Origin of the sequence: Micromonospora sp. NPDC050397, from assembly GCF_044901685.1 — a bacterium.
GTDB lineage: Bacteria > Actinomycetota > Actinomycetes > Mycobacteriales > Micromonosporaceae > Micromonospora_G.
Map to the genome: position 1 here is coordinate 140,934 of NZ_JBJDPS010000009.1, position 19,151 is coordinate 160,084.

The 19,151-nt window shown below is 69.2% G+C and carries 11 protein-coding genes; 7 read left to right on the forward strand and 4 right to left on the reverse strand.

Going from position 1 to position 19,151, the window contains the following annotated elements; genetic code table 11:
* Positions 1 to 40: 40 nt before the first annotated feature.
* The 4 genes from ACI2K4_RS25770 to ACI2K4_RS25785 all read right to left on the reverse strand — a co-directional run bounded on the left by ACI2K4_RS25770 (position 41) and on the right by ACI2K4_RS25785 (position 6,227).
* A complete protein-coding gene (locus tag ACI2K4_RS25770; RefSeq protein ID WP_404514864.1) occupies positions 41 to 3,040 on the reverse strand; it encodes a family 16 glycoside hydrolase in 3,000 nt (999 codons plus the stop codon).
* 227 nt (positions 3,041 to 3,267) lie between these two features.
* Positions 3,268 to 3,519, reverse strand: coding sequence for a hypothetical protein (locus ACI2K4_RS25775; protein ID WP_404514866.1), 252 nt, complete (start codon positions 3,517 to 3,519; stop codon positions 3,268 to 3,270).
* A gap of 71 nt (positions 3,520 to 3,590) precedes the next feature.
* Positions 3,591 to 4,646: a LacI family DNA-binding transcriptional regulator gene (locus ACI2K4_RS25780; RefSeq protein ID WP_404514868.1), complete on the reverse strand. Its 1,056-nt coding sequence runs from the start codon at positions 4,644 to 4,646 to the stop codon at positions 3,591 to 3,593.
* 15 nt (positions 4,647 to 4,661) lie between these two features.
* Complete coding sequence (locus ACI2K4_RS25785; RefSeq protein WP_404514870.1) at positions 4,662 to 6,227, reverse strand: FAD-dependent oxidoreductase; 1,566 nt, start codon at positions 6,225 to 6,227, stop codon at positions 4,662 to 4,664.
* 227 nt (positions 6,228 to 6,454) lie between these two features.
* Here ACI2K4_RS25785 and ACI2K4_RS25790 point away from each other — a divergent pair, with 227 nt between their 5' ends.
* The 7 genes from ACI2K4_RS25790 (at position 6,455) to ACI2K4_RS25820 (ending at position 19,108) form a co-directional block, all read left to right on the forward strand.
* A complete protein-coding gene (locus ACI2K4_RS25790; protein WP_404514872.1) occupies positions 6,455 to 8,128 on the forward strand; it encodes an FAD-dependent oxidoreductase in 1,674 nt (557 codons plus the stop codon).
* 21 nt (positions 8,129 to 8,149) lie between these two features.
* The gene (locus ACI2K4_RS25795; RefSeq protein WP_404514874.1) at positions 8,150 to 9,703 is read left to right on the forward strand and encodes an FAD-dependent oxidoreductase; all 1,554 of its coding nucleotides are present in this window, start codon (positions 8,150 to 8,152) and stop codon (positions 9,701 to 9,703) included.
* A 10-nt stretch (positions 9,704 to 9,713) separates the two neighbouring features.
* Positions 9,714 to 13,223 (forward strand): hypothetical protein, encoded by a 3,510-nt coding sequence (locus ACI2K4_RS25800; protein WP_404514876.1) that lies wholly within the window; start codon positions 9,714 to 9,716, stop codon positions 13,221 to 13,223.
* A gap of 77 nt (positions 13,224 to 13,300) precedes the next feature.
* Positions 13,301 to 14,872 (forward strand): extracellular solute-binding protein, encoded by a 1,572-nt coding sequence (locus ACI2K4_RS25805; RefSeq protein WP_404514878.1) that lies wholly within the window; start codon positions 13,301 to 13,303, stop codon positions 14,870 to 14,872.
* A 48-nt stretch (positions 14,873 to 14,920) separates the two neighbouring features.
* On the forward strand, positions 14,921 to 16,006 hold the full coding sequence (locus tag ACI2K4_RS25810) for an ABC transporter permease (RefSeq protein ID WP_404514880.1): 1,086 nt from the start codon (positions 14,921 to 14,923) through the stop codon (positions 16,004 to 16,006).
* 35 nt (positions 16,007 to 16,041) lie between these two features.
* A complete protein-coding gene (locus ACI2K4_RS25815; RefSeq protein ID WP_404514882.1) occupies positions 16,042 to 16,947 on the forward strand; it encodes a carbohydrate ABC transporter permease in 906 nt (301 codons plus the stop codon).
* A gap of 19 nt (positions 16,948 to 16,966) precedes the next feature.
* Positions 16,967 to 19,108 carry a hypothetical protein gene (locus ACI2K4_RS25820; protein ID WP_404514884.1) on the forward strand — a complete coding sequence of 714 codons (2,142 nt, stop codon included), beginning with the start codon at positions 16,967 to 16,969 and terminating at the stop codon, positions 19,106 to 19,108.
* The last annotated feature ends 43 nt before the right edge of the window (positions 19,109 to 19,151 follow it).

The following is a 19,151-nucleotide window of genomic DNA, read 5'->3' on the forward strand; positions in this document are numbered from 1 at the left end:
TCCACCCACATCGACGGGAGGGGCCCTCCTCGGCGTTCGGTCAGCTCAGTGGCTCGATCCAGATGTTGCGGTAGCGCACCTTGTCGCCGTGGTCCTGCAACCGGATCGCACCGAGCGACGGCCCCTCCGGCCGGCCCGCGCCGGTCGGCCCGTTGATCGCCACGTCGTCGTGCACCACCGTGCCGTTCCACACCACGGTCACCCGGGCGTTCTCCGTCTTGGCCCCGTCGGCGTCGAAACGGGCCGCACGGAAGGTGATGTCGTACGTCTGCCAGGTCTCGGGCGGCAGGGCGGCGTTGCTGTCCGCGGCCTTCTGCTGGTAGATCGCCGCCGCGTCGTCCAGGGCCAGCGGGTTCTTGCCGTACGAGTCCAACACCTGGATCTCGTACCGGTCCTGGAGGTACACGCCGCTGTTGGCGCGGGCCTGCCCGGTCACCTCCGGCGGCATGTTCGGCAGCCAGAACTCCAGGTGCAGCTTGAAGTCCCCGTAGGCGTCCTTGGTCCGCAGGTCACCGCAGCAGACCTCCATCGCACCGTCGGCCACCGGCCACTGCGCCGCACGCCCGTCGGTGTGCCGCCAGTTCGAGGTGTCCGTACCGTCGAAGAGCACGACCCGGTCGTCACCGCCGGGTTTGTCGATGGTGATCCGATCGAGGTTCACGTGACCAGTGTCCCCGGTTTCGTGCCGATAGGTAATGGTGTTGGTCCCGGCGCGCAGTCGCAGCGCCTCGGTCTGGGTCGACCAGCTCTTCCAGTCGTCGGTGGCGAGCAGGGTGGTTTGTCTGACCTTCTGACCGTTGACGATCACGCTGATCGTCTTCGGCCCGACAAACGGGTTGGGCCCGTTGGAGTAGCGCAGGCCGACGTCGTACCGGCCGGTTTGCTGCACGTCGACGGTGAAGGTGGTGGTGGCGCCGACGGCGCCGTACCCGTCGACGAAGCCGAACCCGGAGTAGCCGGCGTGCTCGGCGGTCACGCCCGCGCCGCCGCTGATCTTCGCCTGCTCGGCCTCGTAGACCCCTGCCGGCCCGGCCGGCGACTGCTTGCCGGGCAGCGCGTTGAGCGTGTACCACGCCTCGGTGCTCCAGAGCGACTCACCGCTGGCCGAGCTGAACGGGCGGGGCGAGCGGACGTGCACCACCCGGTCGGGCTTAAGGCCGTCGATCTGGAGGGTCACCCGCCTGCCGTCGCGGGACAGCTTCGCCGACCGTACGGTGAGCGTCTCCTCGGCGAACCTGGGGCCGCCGTAACGGTCCGTCGGGGCGTACCGCCACTGCTCGACCTGGTAGCGGCTGGCCAGCTCGCCCGCCGTCTCGGCCGAGACGGGCTGGGTGTACTCGAACTCGAACCCGTTGGGCTTGGCCCGCATGGCGAGGATGTCGAACGCGTTGCCGCCGTTGGGGGTGAGCTTCTGTAGGCCGTACGTCAGCTTGCCCGCCTGCCCCCAGTTGCCGCCGGCGCCGAGGCCACCCGCGTAGATCGCGCCGTCCGGCCCCATGCTGATCCGGTTGATGCCGGCCTCCAGTCCCTGGGTGAGGCGGAACACCGCACCCTGGTACTCGCCCTGCACCTGCTCCAGGTACGCCCGCTGGATCCCGCCGTAGGTCACGTCGCCGAACAACATCTGCCCGGCGAACGGGCCCTGGGTGAGGTACAGCGGCGTGCTCGGCGAGTTGGAGATCTCGTTGTGCGGCAACCAGAGCACCGGCGCGGTGACCGGCTTGGTGTCGAACCGCCCCTCCGGGTTGGTGTAGTGGTTGAAGAATCGGCCCTGCTTGACGTGCACCAGCTTCGACGTGGGCAGCCAGCCGCCCTGGTTGTCGAGGACGAACATGTCGCCGCCGGGGCCCCAGCCGATGCCGTTGGGGGTACGCAGACCACCGGCGACGTACGTCACCTTGCCCGACTTCTTGTGCACCTTGATCGTGCTGCCCCGGTTGGGCGCGGGTTGCGGGTTGGTCGTCGCGCCACCGTAGTCGATCGCCACCGAGAGGTTCAGGTAGAAGTACGGGTCGTCGTAGAGCAGGCCGAAGGCGAACTCGTGGAAGTTGCCGCCGAACGGCCACGTGGCAACGGTTCGGTACCGGTCGGTGACCCCGTCGCCGTCGGTGTCGTTGAGTTCGGTCAACTCGTGCTTCTGGGAGACGTACAGCTTGCCGTCGACGTACTTGATGCCCATCGGCTCCTTCAGACCGCTGGCCACCAGCTTGGTCGTCACCCGGCTCGGGTCGGTCTGCCCGGTGACGTTGCCCAGCAGGTAGACCTCGCCGAGCGTGTTGTCGGTGCCGCCCCAGGTGGCCACCGCGAGACGCCCGTCCGGCAGCCAGTCCATCGCGGTCACCTGCGGCTCGAAACCGGCTGGGCGCAGGTCGGTCAGGGTGTAGTCGGGGTGCACGCCGGTGAGCGGCAGGCCGTCACCGGGAGTGTCGGCGAGACCCTCGCACTCCTTGCGCCCTGGCGCCGTCACCCGGACCACCCCGGCGTCGGTGCTCAGCACCGCGTTCGGGACGACCGAGAAACCGGTGGTGCCCGGCGGCTGCCAGGCCAGGGTGAGCTGCTCGCCGCCGGTGTTCTCGAAGTACTCGACGCGCAGCGAGTGGTACCCCTCGGTGAGGGTGACAGCGCCGTCCTTCGAGGTGGCACCGTGCAGGCCGTCGTGGTCGACGACGAGTTGGTCGTCGACGAACAGCCGGGAGCCGTCGTCGCTGGTCAGTCGGAAGGTGTACGCCCCGTCCCCCGGGACGTCGATGTTGCCGGTGACCTCGGCGACAAAGTAGTCGCCCAGACCGAAGCCGCCCGAGGCGATGTCGACGGTGGAGGTGAGCCGGTCCACGTTCGGTGTCTGCCCCGGCTTGAGGGTGCAGATCTCGGTCATCGGGGCCTGGATGTCGAAGACGCGCAGCGTCACGCCGGGCTCCTGCGGCGGTAGGTCCGCGTTGGCCTGGGCCGGGGTCGGCGACCAGAAACCGCCGCTGAGCACGGTGGCGACGAGGAGCGCGCCGAGCCTGCTACGACGTTGCCGATACAGCCGTGGATCCAATTCGTCCTCCTGGCGAGACGTCAGAAGACGGAGGTGGGCACGGGACCACCCCGTCGCGGCGAGTGGCCGGCCCGGATCCGGAGGCCGACCAGTGTTCACATGCGTGAAACTTCGACGCGTCTTGATCGAAACACTAGGGACTTCTGCTGCCGGTGTCCATACATCCGCATGTATCAACGGAACTTCTGTCTCCAGCGCCGAAAGTCCCGGAGGCGCCGGGGATACGTTCAGGCCAACGGCAGGTACCACTGGGCACCGGTGACCCGGATCCGGGTTGACTGCTTCCGGTTCCACTCCACCCGCATGCCGTGCTTGCGCAGCACCGGAAACGTGATCTCGTCCAGCAGTCGCTCCAGGTCGGCCTGGTAGCCGACCTGCCGCTCGGCCTCGGTCAGGGCGGCGTAGGCGACCTCGTCGAAGTCCGCCGGTGGATAGGCGCCGTAGCCGAGGTAGACGACGCCCTCCTCGCTCGCGATCAACGACTCGGTGAGTTCGGCGAAGGCACGGGTCAGGTTGCCGGTACGGTCCCACGACGCTCTGTCCGGCCTGCTCAGGGTGCCCGGGGTGGGGCGACGGTCGACCCGAGAGTGTGCGTGCAGGGAAGCAGGATCTGCTGTTCGTGATCTCCGGTCGGATCGGTGAGCAGTACGGTGAGTAGTCGTACCGCTCGGCGTCCCATCGCGTTGCGGGGGATCCGCAGCGAGGCCCACCGCTCGTTCCCCTCGCCGGCCGGCGCGTCGACCAGCAGGATGACCGAGAGGTCCTGTGGAACGGACAGTCCGCGCAGGCGGATCATGGCGGCCAGGACGCGCAGCAGGCTGACCGACTCGACCAGGACGGCGGTGGCACCGGCCCGGACCGTGTCGTCGAGCCACTGGGCGGTCAACTCCTCCGGCTGGCCGATCGCCGGGGTCGGGATGGCGAGTCCGAAGCGGTCCAGCGCCGCCGCGAAGCCCTCCCAACGATCGACCTGCGGCTCGTACCGCACCGCCTCGCCGAGGTACGCGAAGGTGCGGTGCCCCATCGCCACCAGGTCGTCGACGATCCGCCCGGTCGCCACCCGATAGTCGCCACCGACGTAGGCGATTTCCGTGCCGGGCACCTCACGGTGCCCGATGTAGACAAACGGGTGTCCGTCGCTGGCGAGTCGGGCCAGGTCGTCCCGGTGGGCGTGGTGGCCGAGCAACAGGCTGCCCGCCGCCTGCCTGAGTCCGTTGACCGCGCCCTGGTAGATGCGACGGACGCCGTCCTCGTTCTGGGCCGCGGTGAACAGCACCAGATTGCAGCCCTCGATTCCCGCCTGTTCCTCGATCCCCTTGAGGAACTCGAAGTAGTAGTCGCGGGCACTGGTGGGGAAAATCGGCTCAAAGGTGTGCACGCCAAGCAGAAGGGGTGCGTTGCGGGTGCCGACTCCACCGGTGCGCTGTGGGGCGGCCGAGGTGTAGCGCAGCCGGCGGGCCGCGCTGAGTACCCGTCGTTGGGTCTCGGTGGAGATCCTCGCGAGGTCTCCGGAACCGCTGAGCACCATGGACACGGTCGACTGGGAGACGCCGGCCTCGCGTGCGATGTCCGCCTGGCGCGAGCTGCGGCTGCGTGGTTTTGTCACGCCCTCATCCTCCTACTAGACCGATGGTGGCCAGGTCAGGATCGCACCGGTTCGGGTGAGTTCCTTGCGTAGCTCTTCGTAGTCGACGCTCTGCACGGCGACCTTGCCGGCGCTGGCCAGTCCGGCCGCCGCACCGGCCGCCTCGCCGAGCATCATGAACACCGGCTCCATCCGGACGGTCGCGAAAGCGATGTGCGAGGCGGATACCGCCGAGGCGACAACAAGGTTCGCGCACTCCCCGGCCCGAGGGACCAGCGAACGGTACGAGACGCCGAGCGGAACGGTGACCGGGTGCTGGACGTTGCCCTCGTTGCGGACCTCTCCGTCACGCAGAACTCGTTTGGCGTTGTGCGAGTCCATCACGTACGTGGCGAGCGCGATCGGGTCGGCGACCCGTACCCGGCCGGTGGCGTCGTGCTGGGTGATCACGTGCTCCGAGACCATTCGCCGGGCCTCCCGGACGTAGAGCTGGTGTGGCCAGTGCGAGGTGTCGGCGAACTGGCTCGGGGCCAGCCCGTACTCGCGGGTCGCGTCCCGCACCGCCGCCGGCAGGCCGGGATCGTTGGCCAGGAAATAGAGGAGTCCGGCCTGGTAGCGGACGTGGTCCTGGAAGATCTCCTCCCGTCGGGCATGGTCCGCCTCGGGCCAGTCGTAGTTGGCGCCGATGTGGTCGGAGGAGAAGGCGCCGTGGTTGTTCATGTCGAACACGTCTTCGCGTACGCGGGTGGTTCGGCCGTACAGCTCGTAGACGCCCGCCTCGATGTAGCGCCGCAGCAGCTCGTACCGGGCCGGGTCGTAGCCCTCCGGTCGGGGGAACGGGAGGCGCTTGGCCGAGGTGGTGACGTGCAGCCGGAAGTTGTACGCCTGGACCCGGCGGTCGCCGTCGCCGACCGTGCCGTACGGGTCCGGCGAGATGCCCGGTAGTAGTCCGCTCGCGGGCTGGCCGGGTACGACGTACGGGTCGACCGGGCGTTGGAACTGGTGGTTGACGCTGTGCTGCACACCGGCGTTCGGCTCGCCGTACTGTGCCGAGGATTCGCGGCCGACGGTGTAGGTGACCCCCGCCCGGGCCATCAGATCACCCTCGTAGGACGCGTCGACGAAGACCTTGGCCTGGAACCTGCTTCCGTCGTCGGTACGGACTTCGACCAGCCGGTCGAACTCGCGTCGTACGTCGCGCAGCGGGCGCCGACGGTACACCCGTACGCCCGCTTCGGTGAGCCAGTGCTCGAAGATCTCCTCCGCGACCGAGCCCTCAACGTCCCAGTGTGGGTCCGATGCCTGGTACACCGCCGCGACCTGCCGGTAGAAGGCGCGGGCGAGGCCCCCGACCGCGGCGGCCCGGCCGACGTCCGTGGTGCCGAGCCCGGAGGCGCTCATCCCGCCGATGTGGTCGCCGAAGGCGAGCAGGACGACCGACAGCCCGTCGCGAGCGGCGCGCACCGCGGCGGTCACCCCGCCGGAGGTCGCGCCATAGACGACCACGTCCGCTTCGACCACTTCGGACCCGACCGGGGAGGTCCAGCGATGGTGTGACGGACGGTAGTGATACAGGCCGGGCAGAGCGGGCGTCGATGTCATGGATCCGGTTTTAACATGAGCATCAGCGGTCGTGAAGAGCAAATATTTGCTAATAACTTTGGGTCTACACGGCAGCAAAACTGCGGCCGAAACCTCTTGACATCAGATCGACGACCGCATGTAACGTAGCCGCAATCCTTTTGGTGGTGGCGCAGAAGCGCAAATACATTAGCAATCACTGGGGTGTTGCTGAGGATGACTACGAAGTGGACACGAGGAGCGCGGTCATGAGCAGAGACGTCGAGGTGCTGGCCGATCTGCTGGTGGTCGGCGGCGGTCTGGGCGGAGTCGCCGCGGCCCTCACCGCCGCACGGCTCGGCCGTCGGGTGGTACTGACCGAGGAGACCGACTGGCTGGGAGGACAGCTAACCGCGCAAGCGGTCCCGTCCGACGAGCACCCCTGGATCGAAACCGAGCACATCTCCGCGGGCTACCGCGACCTGCGTCACCGCATCCGGGACTACTACCGGCGTAACTACCCGCTGCGCCCCGAGGCCGCCGGCAACCCCACGCTCAACCCGGGGCTGGGCAACGTCAGCCGGCTCTGCCACGAACCACGGGTCGGCGTCGCGGTCATCGACGAGCTGCTCATGCCGTACATCTCGGCCGGTCGCATCAGGGTGCTCTACGAGAACGTCCCGGTGGCGGCCGAGACCGACGGCGACCGGATCACCTCGGTCACCACGGAGAACCGGCGGACCGGAGTGCGGACGACCGTGAGCGCCCGTCTGGTCGCCGACGCCACCGAACTCGGTGACCTGCTCGAACTGGCCGGGGTCGAACACGTGGTCGGCGCGGAGTCCCAGGAGGAGACCGGAGAGCGGTACGCGGCACCGGTCGCCGACCCGACCGACCAGCAGGCCATCACCTGGTGCTTCCCGCTGGAGTACCGACCGGGCGAGGACCACGTCATCGACCGCCCTGCCTCGTACGACCACTGGAAGACCCACGTCGACCCGTTCTGGCCCGGCCCCCAGCTCTCCTGGGAGAAGATCGACATCCACACCATGAGTGGGCGGGTCAACCACATCTTCGAGGGCGACATGGACGCCGTCCGCCTGCCCGACCTCTGGCACTTCCGGCGTATCCGGGCCCGCTCGCAGTTCGACCCGGCCCTGATCGACACCGACATCTCACTGGTCAACTGGCCCAACACGGACTATTGGGAGGCGCCACTGGTCGGGGCGGGCGTGGACGCCGAGGCCCGCGAGCGCGCCCTGCGTCGGTGCAAGGAACTCTCCCTGTCGTACCTCTACTGGATGCAGACCGAGGCTCCTCGGCACGACGACGGACACGGCTACCCGGGGCTGCGGCTGCGACCCGACCTGACCGACACCGAGGACGGTCTCGCCAAGCACGTCTACGTCCGGGAGTCCCGACGGATCAAGGCCCGCTTCACGGTGCTGGAACAACACGTGTCGGTGACCGACCGGCCCGACGGCACCGGTTCCGAGGTCTTCCGGGACGCCGTCGGCGTCGGCCACTACAACATCGACCTGCACCCGAGCACCGCCGGCATCAACTACGTGAACCTCGAGTGCTACCCGTTCCAGATCCCGCTCGGCGCGCTGGTCCCGGTACGCCTGCGCAACCTGCTGCCGGCGAACAAGAACATCGGCACCACGCACATCACCAACGGCTGCTACCGGCTGCATCCCGTCGAGTGGAGCATCGGCGAGGCGGTCGGCGCCCTGGCCGCGTTCTGCCTCGACCACGGCACCGAACCGCACGCCGTGGCCGATTCGACAAGCCTGACCGAGGACCTTCAGGGCCTGCTCACCACCGCCCTGGGAGTCCCGGTGGCCTGGCCCGACGAGATCCGGCGTACCCGGCCCTCGCAGGCGGGCAAGGGCGCCACGCCGGTGCTCGCCCCACCTCTGCCCCGCGTACCCACGGCCTGACCGGAAGAGGAAGCAACGGACATGGGACAACAATCGGTGACCACCGCCGGCCAGCGCACGCCCGACGGAGACGACAACTACGACGTCATCATCTACGGCGCCACCCTCGCCGGCATCATGGCCGCGCTGCGACTGCGACTGCGCGGGCTGAGCAGCCTGGTCCTCGAGCCGACCGGGCACGTCGGCGGGGTGATCGCGGGCGGGCTGGTGAAGTCGGACGCGCCGAACATCATCACGGCCCTCGCCGGACTCACCCACACGCGCTACTTCGAGGGGATCGGCGCAGAGTACGGCAAGGACGGCGCGGAGTACCGGTTCGAGCCGAAGGTCGCCGAGCGGGTGGCCCAGCGGCTGCTCGACGAGGCGAAGGCGACGGTACTGGTCGGACACCGCATCCACGGTCCGGACGACCTGGAGATGCGGGGCCGGCGGATTCGAGGCGTACGCACCACGCGCGGTTGGGAACGGGCCCGGTTCTTCATCGACGCCAGCTACGAGGGTGACCTGATGGCGGCGGCCGGGGTGCCGTACACCTTCGGCCGCGAGTCCGCCGACCAGTACGACGAGCCGTTCGCCGGCTTCCAACCGGTGCAGGCGCTGCGCCGCAGGGTGTTCCGCCCGAACACCGGCTACCCGGTCGGACCGGTGCCGGACATGAAGGCGGGCGAGGCCGACGACAAGACCCAGGCGTACAACTTCCGGGGTGTACTGTCGCGCAACGCCGACCGGATGCCGTTCACCAGGCCCGACGACTACGACCCGGGGCTCTACCCGCACCTGCGGGCGATGCTGGAACAGCGCGGGATCACCGGGCTCTCCGACATCGTGACCCACACCGCGCTGCTGCCGAACAACAAGTACCAGACCAACCAGGCCCTCTTCATCGGCTTCGACCTGCCGGGCGCCTCCTGGGCCTACCCGGACGGCACCTGGCGGCGCCGCGACGAGGTCATCGCCGAGCAGGTCCGGTGGCACCGGGGGATGTTGTACTGGCTCGCCAACGACCCGTCGCTACCGGAGTCGTTCCGCGCCGACACGCAGACCTTCGGCCTGCCGCCGGACGAGTTCGTGGACAGCCCGTACGGGCACGGCTTCCCGCACGCCCTCTACGTACGCGAGGGGCGACGGATGGTCGGTGCGAAGGTCCTGACCCAGCACGACCTGCTCAGGCCGAACAACACCAAGGACACCTCGGTCTGCTGCTGGAAGTACGGCATGGACTGCCACGTGGTGCAGTACTACACCGAGGGTGACGACACGATCGTCGGCGAGGGCACGCTCAGCGGCACCGAGTACAACCCGCCGGTCGATCTGTACCAGATCCCGGCGGAGGTGCTCTTCCCCGCCCGGGGCGGCGTCGAGAACATCGCCGTACCGGTCTGTTTCTCGGCCTCGCACGTCGGGTTCAGTTCCCCTCGGATGGAGCCGAACTACGGCATGCTCGGCGAGGCGTGCGGGGAACTCGCCGCCCAGTCGATCCAGGCCGACCGTCCGGTGCAGGAATACCGGTACGCCGAACTCGCCGCGGCGTTGGCGGAGTACGGCAGCGTGCTCGCCCTCCCGGAACTGCACTGAAATGGCCGGCGTGTCCATCCAGACCCCGGCGGTGCCGGTCGCGCCGCCGCTGACCCTCGCCGTGCCCGGCGTGGACCTGCCGGCGTTCCAACCCGGGCCGTTGAATGCCTCCACCGGGTGGCGCCCGCACCGGGTCGAGCTACCGTTCCGGGTCGACCCGGTGCCGGCACCGACCGCCGGTTGGCTGCTCCGGTTGGAGTTCGCCGCCGGTCACGGTCCCTGCCCGGACCTGGAGATCGAGATCGACGGAACGCACCGTGGGCTGTTCCATCCGTCGGTGCGCCGCGAGGACCGGTCCGAAACCTACCGGCACGGCCCCATCGCCGGTGACGTCACGCTCGACGTGCCGCTGCCGGCGGCCTGGCTCGGTCCGGGGGAACACGTCGTCGCGCTGACCACGACCGTCGACCGGGACGCGGTGACCGGGCCGGTCACCGGGGTCGGCCTTGCCGACGGCGCGCGACACCGGGAGCAGTTTGGCAACCACTTCGGCAGCGGCATCACCTGGCACCGGCTCACCCTGCTGCCCGCCCCGCCGACCGGGGTGGACCCGGACGCCGGGTCCGGGCACGGCCTCGACCTGGTGGCGACCCCGCTCTACCTCCACCGGGAGACCGGCCTGTGTCAACTGCTGGAGCTCACGGTCACGGTGGCCGCCGGGTCCGCGGGTCGGCCACGGCAGGCGCGGGTACGGCTCGGCGACGCCAGCCACGATCTGGAGTTGGACCGGCCGGGGCGGCACTTCGGTCAGGTCCGGGTACGGTTCCCGGTGCCGGAACTCGTCGCCGTGACCGATGCCGAGGTCCGCCTCGACGATGCCGCCCCGGTCACCTTCACGCTGCGGCCGGGGCGGAAGTGGACCCTGCACCTCATCCCGCACGTGCACCTGGATGTCGGCTACACCGACCTGCAGGGCAAGGTCCTGGAACTGCACAGCCGCAACCTCGACCGGGCGCTGGACGCGCTCGATCGGCCGGAGCGGTTCGCCTTCTCCGTCGACGGTTCGATGATCATCGACCAGTACCTGGCCACCCGCTCGGACCAGCGGGCCGCACGGGTGCTCGCCGCGTTGCGCTCCGGCCGGTTGGCGGTAAACGCCTTCCACAGCCTGTTCCTCTCCGGGGTGGCGAGCCTCGAGGAGGTGTACCGGGCCGCCTACCTGGCCGCCCGACTCCGTGCCGAGCACCAGGTGCCGGTGACGTACGCCAACCTCACCGACGTGCCCTCGTACAGTTGGGCGGTCCCGTCGATGCTCCGTGCGCTCGGTATCGACGACTTCGTCGGCATCGAGAACCACCACCGTGGCGGCAACGCCGACAGCGACCAGCAGCACCTGGCGAGCCCGGTGATGTGGGAGGGGGTGGACGGCGAACGTGTGCTGACCCATTTCTCCGACACCTACTCCCAACTGCGGTTCATGGTCGGCGACCCGCAGACCGTCACCGGCGGGGCACACTCGTTCCCCCGGCTGCTGGCCCGTTACGAACGCCCCGACTACCTGCCGCACGACCTCGCGGTGATCGGCACCCACGCTGACAACGAGGACCTCGGCGACGGGGACGCCGGCTTCGCCGCCCGGTGGAACGCCGTGTACGCGTACCCGAGGATGCGGGTCTCCACCATCCCGGACTACCTGGACGCGGTCCGTCCGCTCGCCGACCGGCTACCGGTCTGGCGTGGTGACGGCGGCAGCTACTGGGAGGACGGGGTCGGCACCGGTGCCACGGTCGCGGCCGAGCATCGGCGGACACAGAGCGCACTGCCGGCAGCGGAGGCGCTGGCGGGTCTGGTGGCCCACCTCGACCCCGCCTACCGGCCGCACCGTGCGGTGCTCGACGCGGCCTGGGAAGGAGCCTTGTACGGCTGCGAGCACACCTGGACCTGGGCGCACGCCAACGCCCACCCGCACGGCGAGCAGGTCGCCGACCAGCTCGACTGGAAGCGGCACCAGGTGCACACCGCGTACCGGTCGGCGGTGGACGAGACCCGCCGGGCGCTCAGCCAACTCGGTGAACTGGTGACCACGGCCGGCCCGACCCTGCTCGTACACAATCCGCTGGGCTGGCGGCGCGACATCGAGGTCGAGGTGGAGGCGAAGGCCGGCACCCCGTTCCTGCTCGACGGTCGGCCGCTCGGCGTCGAGGTGCTGGCGGACTGCAACGGGCTGCGCCGGTTCCGGCTCACCGTGCCGGACGTCGCGCCCTTCGGCTACCGCGCGGTGCCGGTCGGCGATGCTCGTACCCTCTCGCCCGGCGAGGAGGACGGGGGCGACGTCCCCGTCCTGGCCCGGGAGGAAGACGACTGGGGGCCGGTGCCGGCGACGTTGACCACCGAGCGGTGGCAGCTCAGGCTCGACCCGGTCAGCGGCGCGGTGCTCGGGCTCGCCCACCGGTCCAGCGGACGTGAACTGCTCGACAGAACCTCGCCGTGGCGGCTCGGGCAGGTGCTGCATGTGCTCAACGGTCCCGACTCGCTCACCCGGAGCGACCAGATCGAGCACCCGCACGACCATCACCATTCCGGTATGCCGCACGCCCATCCACCGGCACCTAGGACGACCCTGCTCGGTCGGCGTCCAGTGGCCGACCGGCCCGAGTTGACGGTAAGCCCGGCGACGATGCGGCCGATCGGGTTGCGACGTGGTTACGACGGGTGGCGACTGCGTGCCGTCGGTACGGCGCCGAGCCTGCCCCGGATCGAGGTCGACATCGTGTTGCGCGACCACAGCGACCGGATCGACGTGCTGGTCGGGTTCGACAAGGAGCGGGTGCTCGGCAAGGAGTCGGTCTACGTGGCGTTCCCGTTCGCCGCCGACGACCCGACCTTCCGGTACGACCGGCAGCAGGGCTGGGTCGACCCGGCTACCGACCACGCCCCCGGAGCCTGCCACGAGTGGTTCACCACCCAGTACGCGGTGGCAGTCGAGGCGGCGCCGGCCGGTCCGGCGATCGTCTGGACCTCGGCCGACGCCCCGTTGTTCACCGCGGGCGACATCGTGCGGGGTGCCTGGCCGGAGCGGTTCACACCGGTCACCGGCGGGCTCTTCTCCTGGGTGATGAACAACTACTGGCCCACCAACACCCCGCCGGAGCAGGACGGCTCGCTGACCCTGCGGTACGCCTTCACGCCGCTGCCGGCCTTCGACCCGGTGGTCGCCGGACGGTTCGCCCGGGAGGTGCGGGCCGCCCCGGTGGCGACCGAGGTGACCCGGCTGGACAAGTTCGACCTCGATCCGAGACCACTGGCCGAACCGGCCGGTTCGCTGCTCGATCTGGACCTGCCCGAGTGGGTGCACGCCACCGTCGCGCAGTCCCGCCACGGCGACGGGCTGCTGCTGCGGCTGCAGGATCTGGCCGGTCGGCCGAGCAGTTTCACCCTGCGCCACCCGGCCGGCGAGGCCGGGACCGCGATGTTGTGTCACGCCGACGAGCGTGAGATCGCCCCACGGCGTTCTGGCCCGGACGGCCGTTTCGCCGTTGACCTGCGCGCCTGGCAGGTCATCACGCTCATCCTGCGCTGAGGACATATCTGGCCGTTCACGACAGATGGGAGAGTGCCGTGGTTGACGCGCGTTTTGACAGGCGTCGGTTCCTGACGATGGTCGGTGGTACGGCCGTGGCGGCCGGTACGGGCGGCCTGCTGTCCGCCTGCGACACGGTGGAGTCGGGGCGGCCGTCCGGCCCGTCCACCGCCCGGTTGCCCGACTACATCGCTTCCGAGTTGGTCAAGCCGGACCTTCCGGCGACTCCGGAAGGGGTGATGGCGGCCTACTACCGCTACCCCCGGACGCTGGTCGAAGCCTTCTCCGACAAGCCCGGTGCCGGTGCCGGCGAGGTGTCGATCTTCACGAACATGTTCAACCCGGTGCCGCCGGGCCTCGGTGACAACAGCTACTGGCAGGAGCTCAACAAGCGGGTCGGGGCTCAGCTCAACATCACGATGACCCCGTCGGGGGACTACCTGAACAAGTTGTCGACCGTGATCGCCGGTGGCGACCTGCCCGACATCATGCTGATCTCGGCCCGGTTGACCAGGCGGGCCGACGTGCTGACCCGGCTCTGCGCCGACCTGGGCGACCTGCTCTCGGGCAGTGCCGTGAAGGACTTCCCGTTCCTGGCCAACATCCCCCGCGACTCCTGGCTCTCCACCGGGTACGGCAGCGGCATCTACGCCGTACCGATTCCCCGGGGGGTGGCCGGCACCATCATGTTCTCCCGGCAGGACCTGATCCGGCAGCGCGGTCTGAACCCGGCTCCGGGTAGCTACCCGGAGTTCCTCGAACTGGCCACGGGGCTGACAGACGCGCGGGCGAACCAGTGGGCGTTCGGTCACCCCAAGGGCGTCATCACCTTTGTCGGCAACATGCTGAACGTGCCGAACGTCTGGCGGGAGGAGGGCGGCAACTTCACCTCGGAGTACGAGACCGAGCAGCGCAAGGAGGCGGTCGCCCGGGTCGCGGAGATGTACCGGGCGGGGCTGTTCCACCCGGACGCGATGGGCGGCAAGCTGCAACTGCGCGACCTGTTCGGCAACGGCACGCTCGGCCTCACCTCGGACGGGTACGCGGCCTGGGACATCCTCGCCAGCACGTACAGGGTCGAGGTGGGTGGCGTCGCGGCCCCGGGTTTCAGTGGGGGCGAGGGAGTCAACCGGACCGGCACCCCGACCTTCGCGCTCACCGCGTTCAGGAAGTCCGACCCGGAACGGCTGCGCAAGCTGCTGCGCATCTGTGACTGGCTGGCCACGCCGCTCGGCACCAGCGAGTACATGTTCCGCAAGTTCGGGGTGGAAGGTCAGCACTACACCTGGCGCGACGACGTGCCGGTCCGGACCGAGTTGGGCAACACCGAGGTCAAGCTCCCGTTGGAGTACGTCGCCGAGGCCCCGCCCGTCCTCGGCCCGGCGGACAAGGCGAGGGTGGACGCCCAGCGGGCGTACCAGGAGAAGGTCGTGCCCCGGATGCTGCGCAACCCGGCCGAGGGGCTCTACTCCGACACCTCGATCGGCAAGTCCGGCGAGCTGGGCAAGATCATCGACAACGTCGAGCTCGACATCGTGTCCGGACGTAAGCCGATCGGTGCCTGGGACGAGGCGGTGGCGCAGTGGCGCCGGGCGGGCGGCGACCAGATCCGGGCCGAGTACGTGGCCGCCCGCGCGAGCCACGGGTGAATGCGCGGTCGTAGTGGTGTCAGTGTCGGGGTGAATCGGAGGAGAGAGATGACTTCCAGCGGGATGTCACGGAGAACGGGGTTGGCGGTGGACCACCCGGTCGGGCCCGATCCGGACGGCGCCACCGGCGGCGCGGGTACGACCGCCCCCGGCGACTCCGCTGGCAAGCCTCCCCCGGCTGGGCCGGCGGTGCCACCTCGGTCGCGTACGACGTCCAGATCGCTCTCCTCCTGGCGGCGGTTCAAGCGGGACCGGTTCCTGCTCCTGCTCGCGCTGCCCGGAGTCGTCCTGGTGCTGCTGTTCCAGTACGTGCCGCTGATCGGCAACGTGATCGCGTTCAAGGACTACCAGCCGTACCTGACCATCTGGGAATCGCCCTGGGTGGGGTTCGACAACTTCGACGTGATCTTCAATGGCGACCCCGCGTTCCTCAACGCGTTGACCAACACGCTGGTCATCTCGTTCCTCCAGATCGCGCTCGTCTTCCCGGTGCCGATCGTGCTGGCCCTGCTGCTGAACAGCCTGCTCAGCGAGCGGATCAAGCGGGTGGTGCAGTCGGTGCTGTACCTCCCCCACTTCATGTCCTGGGTGATCGTGGTGGCGCTGTTCCAGCACATGCTCGGCAACGCCGGCCTCTACAACACCTGGGCCAGGGCGCACGACCTGCCGCTGCTGAGCATCATCGGCGACCCGGACCTGTTCCTGGCCCTGATCACGTCCCAGGTCGTCTGGAAGGACGCGGGCTGGGGAACGATCATCTTCCTCGCCGCCATCTCCCGGGTCGACCTGGAGCTGTTCGAGGCGGTCGCGGTCGACGGCGGCGGACGACTGAGGCAGCTCTGGCATGTCACCCTGCCGGCGATCCGACCGGTGGTCATCCTGCTGTTCATCCTCAAGCTCGGTGACGTGCTCTCGGTCGGCTTCGAGCAGATCTTCCTCCAGCAGGGGCCGGTCGGCCTGGAGGCGTCGGAGGTGCTCGACACCTACGTCTACAACTACGGGATCGCCGGCGGCAACTGGGGCACATCGGCCGCGGTCGGGCTGGTCAAGGGCCTGGTCGGCGCGGCCCTGGTGCTGGGGGCGAACAAGGTCGCGCACCTGTTCGGCGAGAGGGGGCTGTACGCGAAATGGTGACCCGGACAGAAGAGCGCCCACGACCGACGAAGCTGATGCCAGGGGTCTCCCGGGCTCGCCGGCTGCGTACCATCAACGGCGCCAACCCGCCCAGCCCGGCGGTACGGGGCCTCAAGGGCGTGGTGCTCCTCGTCGCCTGCGCGCTGGTGCTCACCCCGTTCCTGGCGGTGATCGCGACCTCGCTCGCCGACCAGGCCCAGATCGCCAGGTCCGGCGGATACGTCCTCTGGCCGGAGAACCCGACCCTCGACGCCTACCGGGCCATCCTCCGTGGTGGTGTGGTGACCCGGGCGACCCTGGTGTCCATCGGGATCACCCTGGTCGGCTCCGGTCTCTCCGTGGTGGTGACCGCGCTGTTGGCGTACTCGCTGTCCCGGCCGGGGAGCTGGGGTCACCGGCCGATCCTGCTCCTGGTGCTCTTCACCATGTTCTTCAACGCCGGCATGATCCCGAACTACCTGCTGATCAAGGAACTCGGGCTGATCGACTCGTACTGGTCGCTGATCCTGCCCGGCCTCACCTCGGCGTTCCAGATCATCATTGTCCGCGCCTTCTTCATGGAGGTGCCGAAGGAGATCATCGACGCGGCCCGGATCGACGGGGCCAGCGAACTGCAGATCCTCACCCGGATCATGCTGCCGCTGTCGAAGGCGGTCATCGCCGTCATCGCACTCTTCAACGCGGTCAGCTACTGGAGCGCGTTCTTCAACGCGGTCCTCTACATCAACTCCACCGAGAAGTGGCCCCTCCAGCTCGTACTGCGCACGTACGTCATCGACAACACCGCGCTCGGGGCCGACCTCCCCGGCGAGGTCATGCCACCGCAGCAGTCGCTGCAGATGGCCATCCTGGTCGTTTCCCTCATCCCGATCTGCCTGGTCTACCCGTTCCTGCAACGGCATTTCGCCAAGGGTGTCGTGATCGGAGCGGTCAAGGGCTGATCCCCGCAAGGAGGAACAGGTGAAGAAGGACAACGGGTCCCACCCCGCCACCCACGAGCCGGCCGGTGGCACGCTCAGCCGCCGTACCCTCTCCGCCCTGGGCCTGGCCGGCATGGTCGCGGCCGGCGGGCAGCTACTCGCCCCGTCGGTCGCCCAGGCCGAGTCGAGGCGGCCGGAGGACGAGCGCCGCCCAGCGAGGCGAAACCCGCAGGGCGACCCGGTCGACACCGTCGCGCGACTGCGTCGCACCCGGGGCAGCGCCGGGCAGTGGGTGTGGCTGTCGGCCTATCACGGTGACCAGATCGGCCGGGGTGGCGGCGACCTCTACTGGGACGCGGCCAGCACCGAACGGGACAACGGTGGCACCGTCTTCGCCGTCGAGGGCGTCGCCACCGGCCGCTGGAAGCGGCCCACCACCAACCGGCTAGACCTGACCTGGTTCGGTTGGACCGGGCGCGGCACCGGCAACGATTCACCACTGGTCCAGGAGGCGGTGAACGCGCTCCCCACCGGGGGCGTCATCGAGGCCGGGCCGGGCAAGATACGGCTGGAACAGACCGTCACCGTGGACCGGGTGCCGATCACCTTCCAGGGCGCGGGCGCCAGCGACAACGTCGACTACTCCACCCAGTACGTGGTCGCCACCGGCACCGCCGACGGATTCCGGCTCAGCGGGGCCCGGGGTGGCGGAATGCGCGACCTGCAGGTCCGGGGCGAAGGGCTCACCGGAGGCTACCTCCTCGCCACCGAACGCTCCGGCACCGACGGCAACTACATGCTCTCCTTCGCCAACGTGCGTTTCCGTGACGGTCACAACGGCATGGCCCTGCGGGCCTGCAACACGGTCCGGTTCGTCAACTGCGTCTGGAACGGCTTCGTCGGCGAGCAGGTCATCCTCCTCAACGGGGTCGGGGACGGCAGTCGGGCCGACCCGGTCGAGTTCGTGGAGTGCGGGATCGCGGCCGGCACCGGCAACGACAACACCGACAACCTGGTCATCGACGGGCTCGGCGGGTCGATCAAGTTCATCTCCACCGCGCTCCTGTTCGGACGGCACGGCCTCTGGCTACGGAACACCACCGGCCAGGCCACGCCGAAGTTCCTCTACTTCGAGGGCGGCGGGTTCGAGAACGGGCACGGCGTCCCGGTGCTGCTGGACGCTGGGGCCCAGGTCCACTTCGCCAACACGTACATCTCCGCCGACAACGAGCACGACGACGTCAGGATCGGTACGGGCTTCGCCGGCAGCGCCACCTTCGTCGGTTGTGTGTTGCGCGGATGTGGCCGTAACGGGCTGGACATCGCGTCCACCCGGGTCACCGTCACCGGTTGCCTGATCGGCAACAACGGTCGAACGGCCCACCCCGCCTTCTCCAGGGCGGTCGAACGGGTCGCCGCGAACCCGTCCGGCGACGTACGGGTCACCACCGCGGTCCCGCACGGCTGGGAGACCGAGGACCGGATAACCGTCAGCGACGTCACCGGCAGCACGGAGGCGAACGGGAAACGACGGATCACGGTGGTCGGCCCGACGGAGTTCGACCTGGTGGGGGTCAGGTTCGAGCGGGCGTACACGGGTGGAGGTTCGGCGTACCGGAACGGTGCCGGGATCAACATTCGGTCGACCGCGTCCCGGGTGGTGATCACGGGCAACGTGATCGGCGCACTGGCCGACGGGATCTCCCGGCAGGACTACGGGATCGTCAACGACGCCGCGGACGTGCTGGTCACCAGCAACGACCTGGCCGGTAACACCACCGGTGCGTACCTCATCACCGGGGCGCAGTCCACCCAGACCCGGTTCGTCGGCAACAAGGGCGTCGAGCAGATCGACGGATGGTTGAGCGCCCAGCTCGTCGGGCCGCTGGCGGACGGGCTCTACGACCTCCGCGACTTCTTCTACCTGGACGGCCAGCGCATCCGGATCACCAAGGTCACACGGAAGCTCGCCTCCGGGGGTTGCAACGTCCGGCTGGACCTGGACGGAACGAGCGCGGGCGGCCCGACGTTCGCGGTCTCGACGCAACTCCAGTCGACGAACGCCAATCCGCCGTTCGCCCTCGACAGTGTCGGCGCACCAAGACGGCTCCAACTGAGGGTCAGCGGTGCTGCCGCCGCACAGGGGCTCGAGGTGCAGTTCGCGTACCAGTTGATCAGCTAAGCCGTCGGCTACCACAAGCGCGATCAGGGGTCGGGACGGGAGG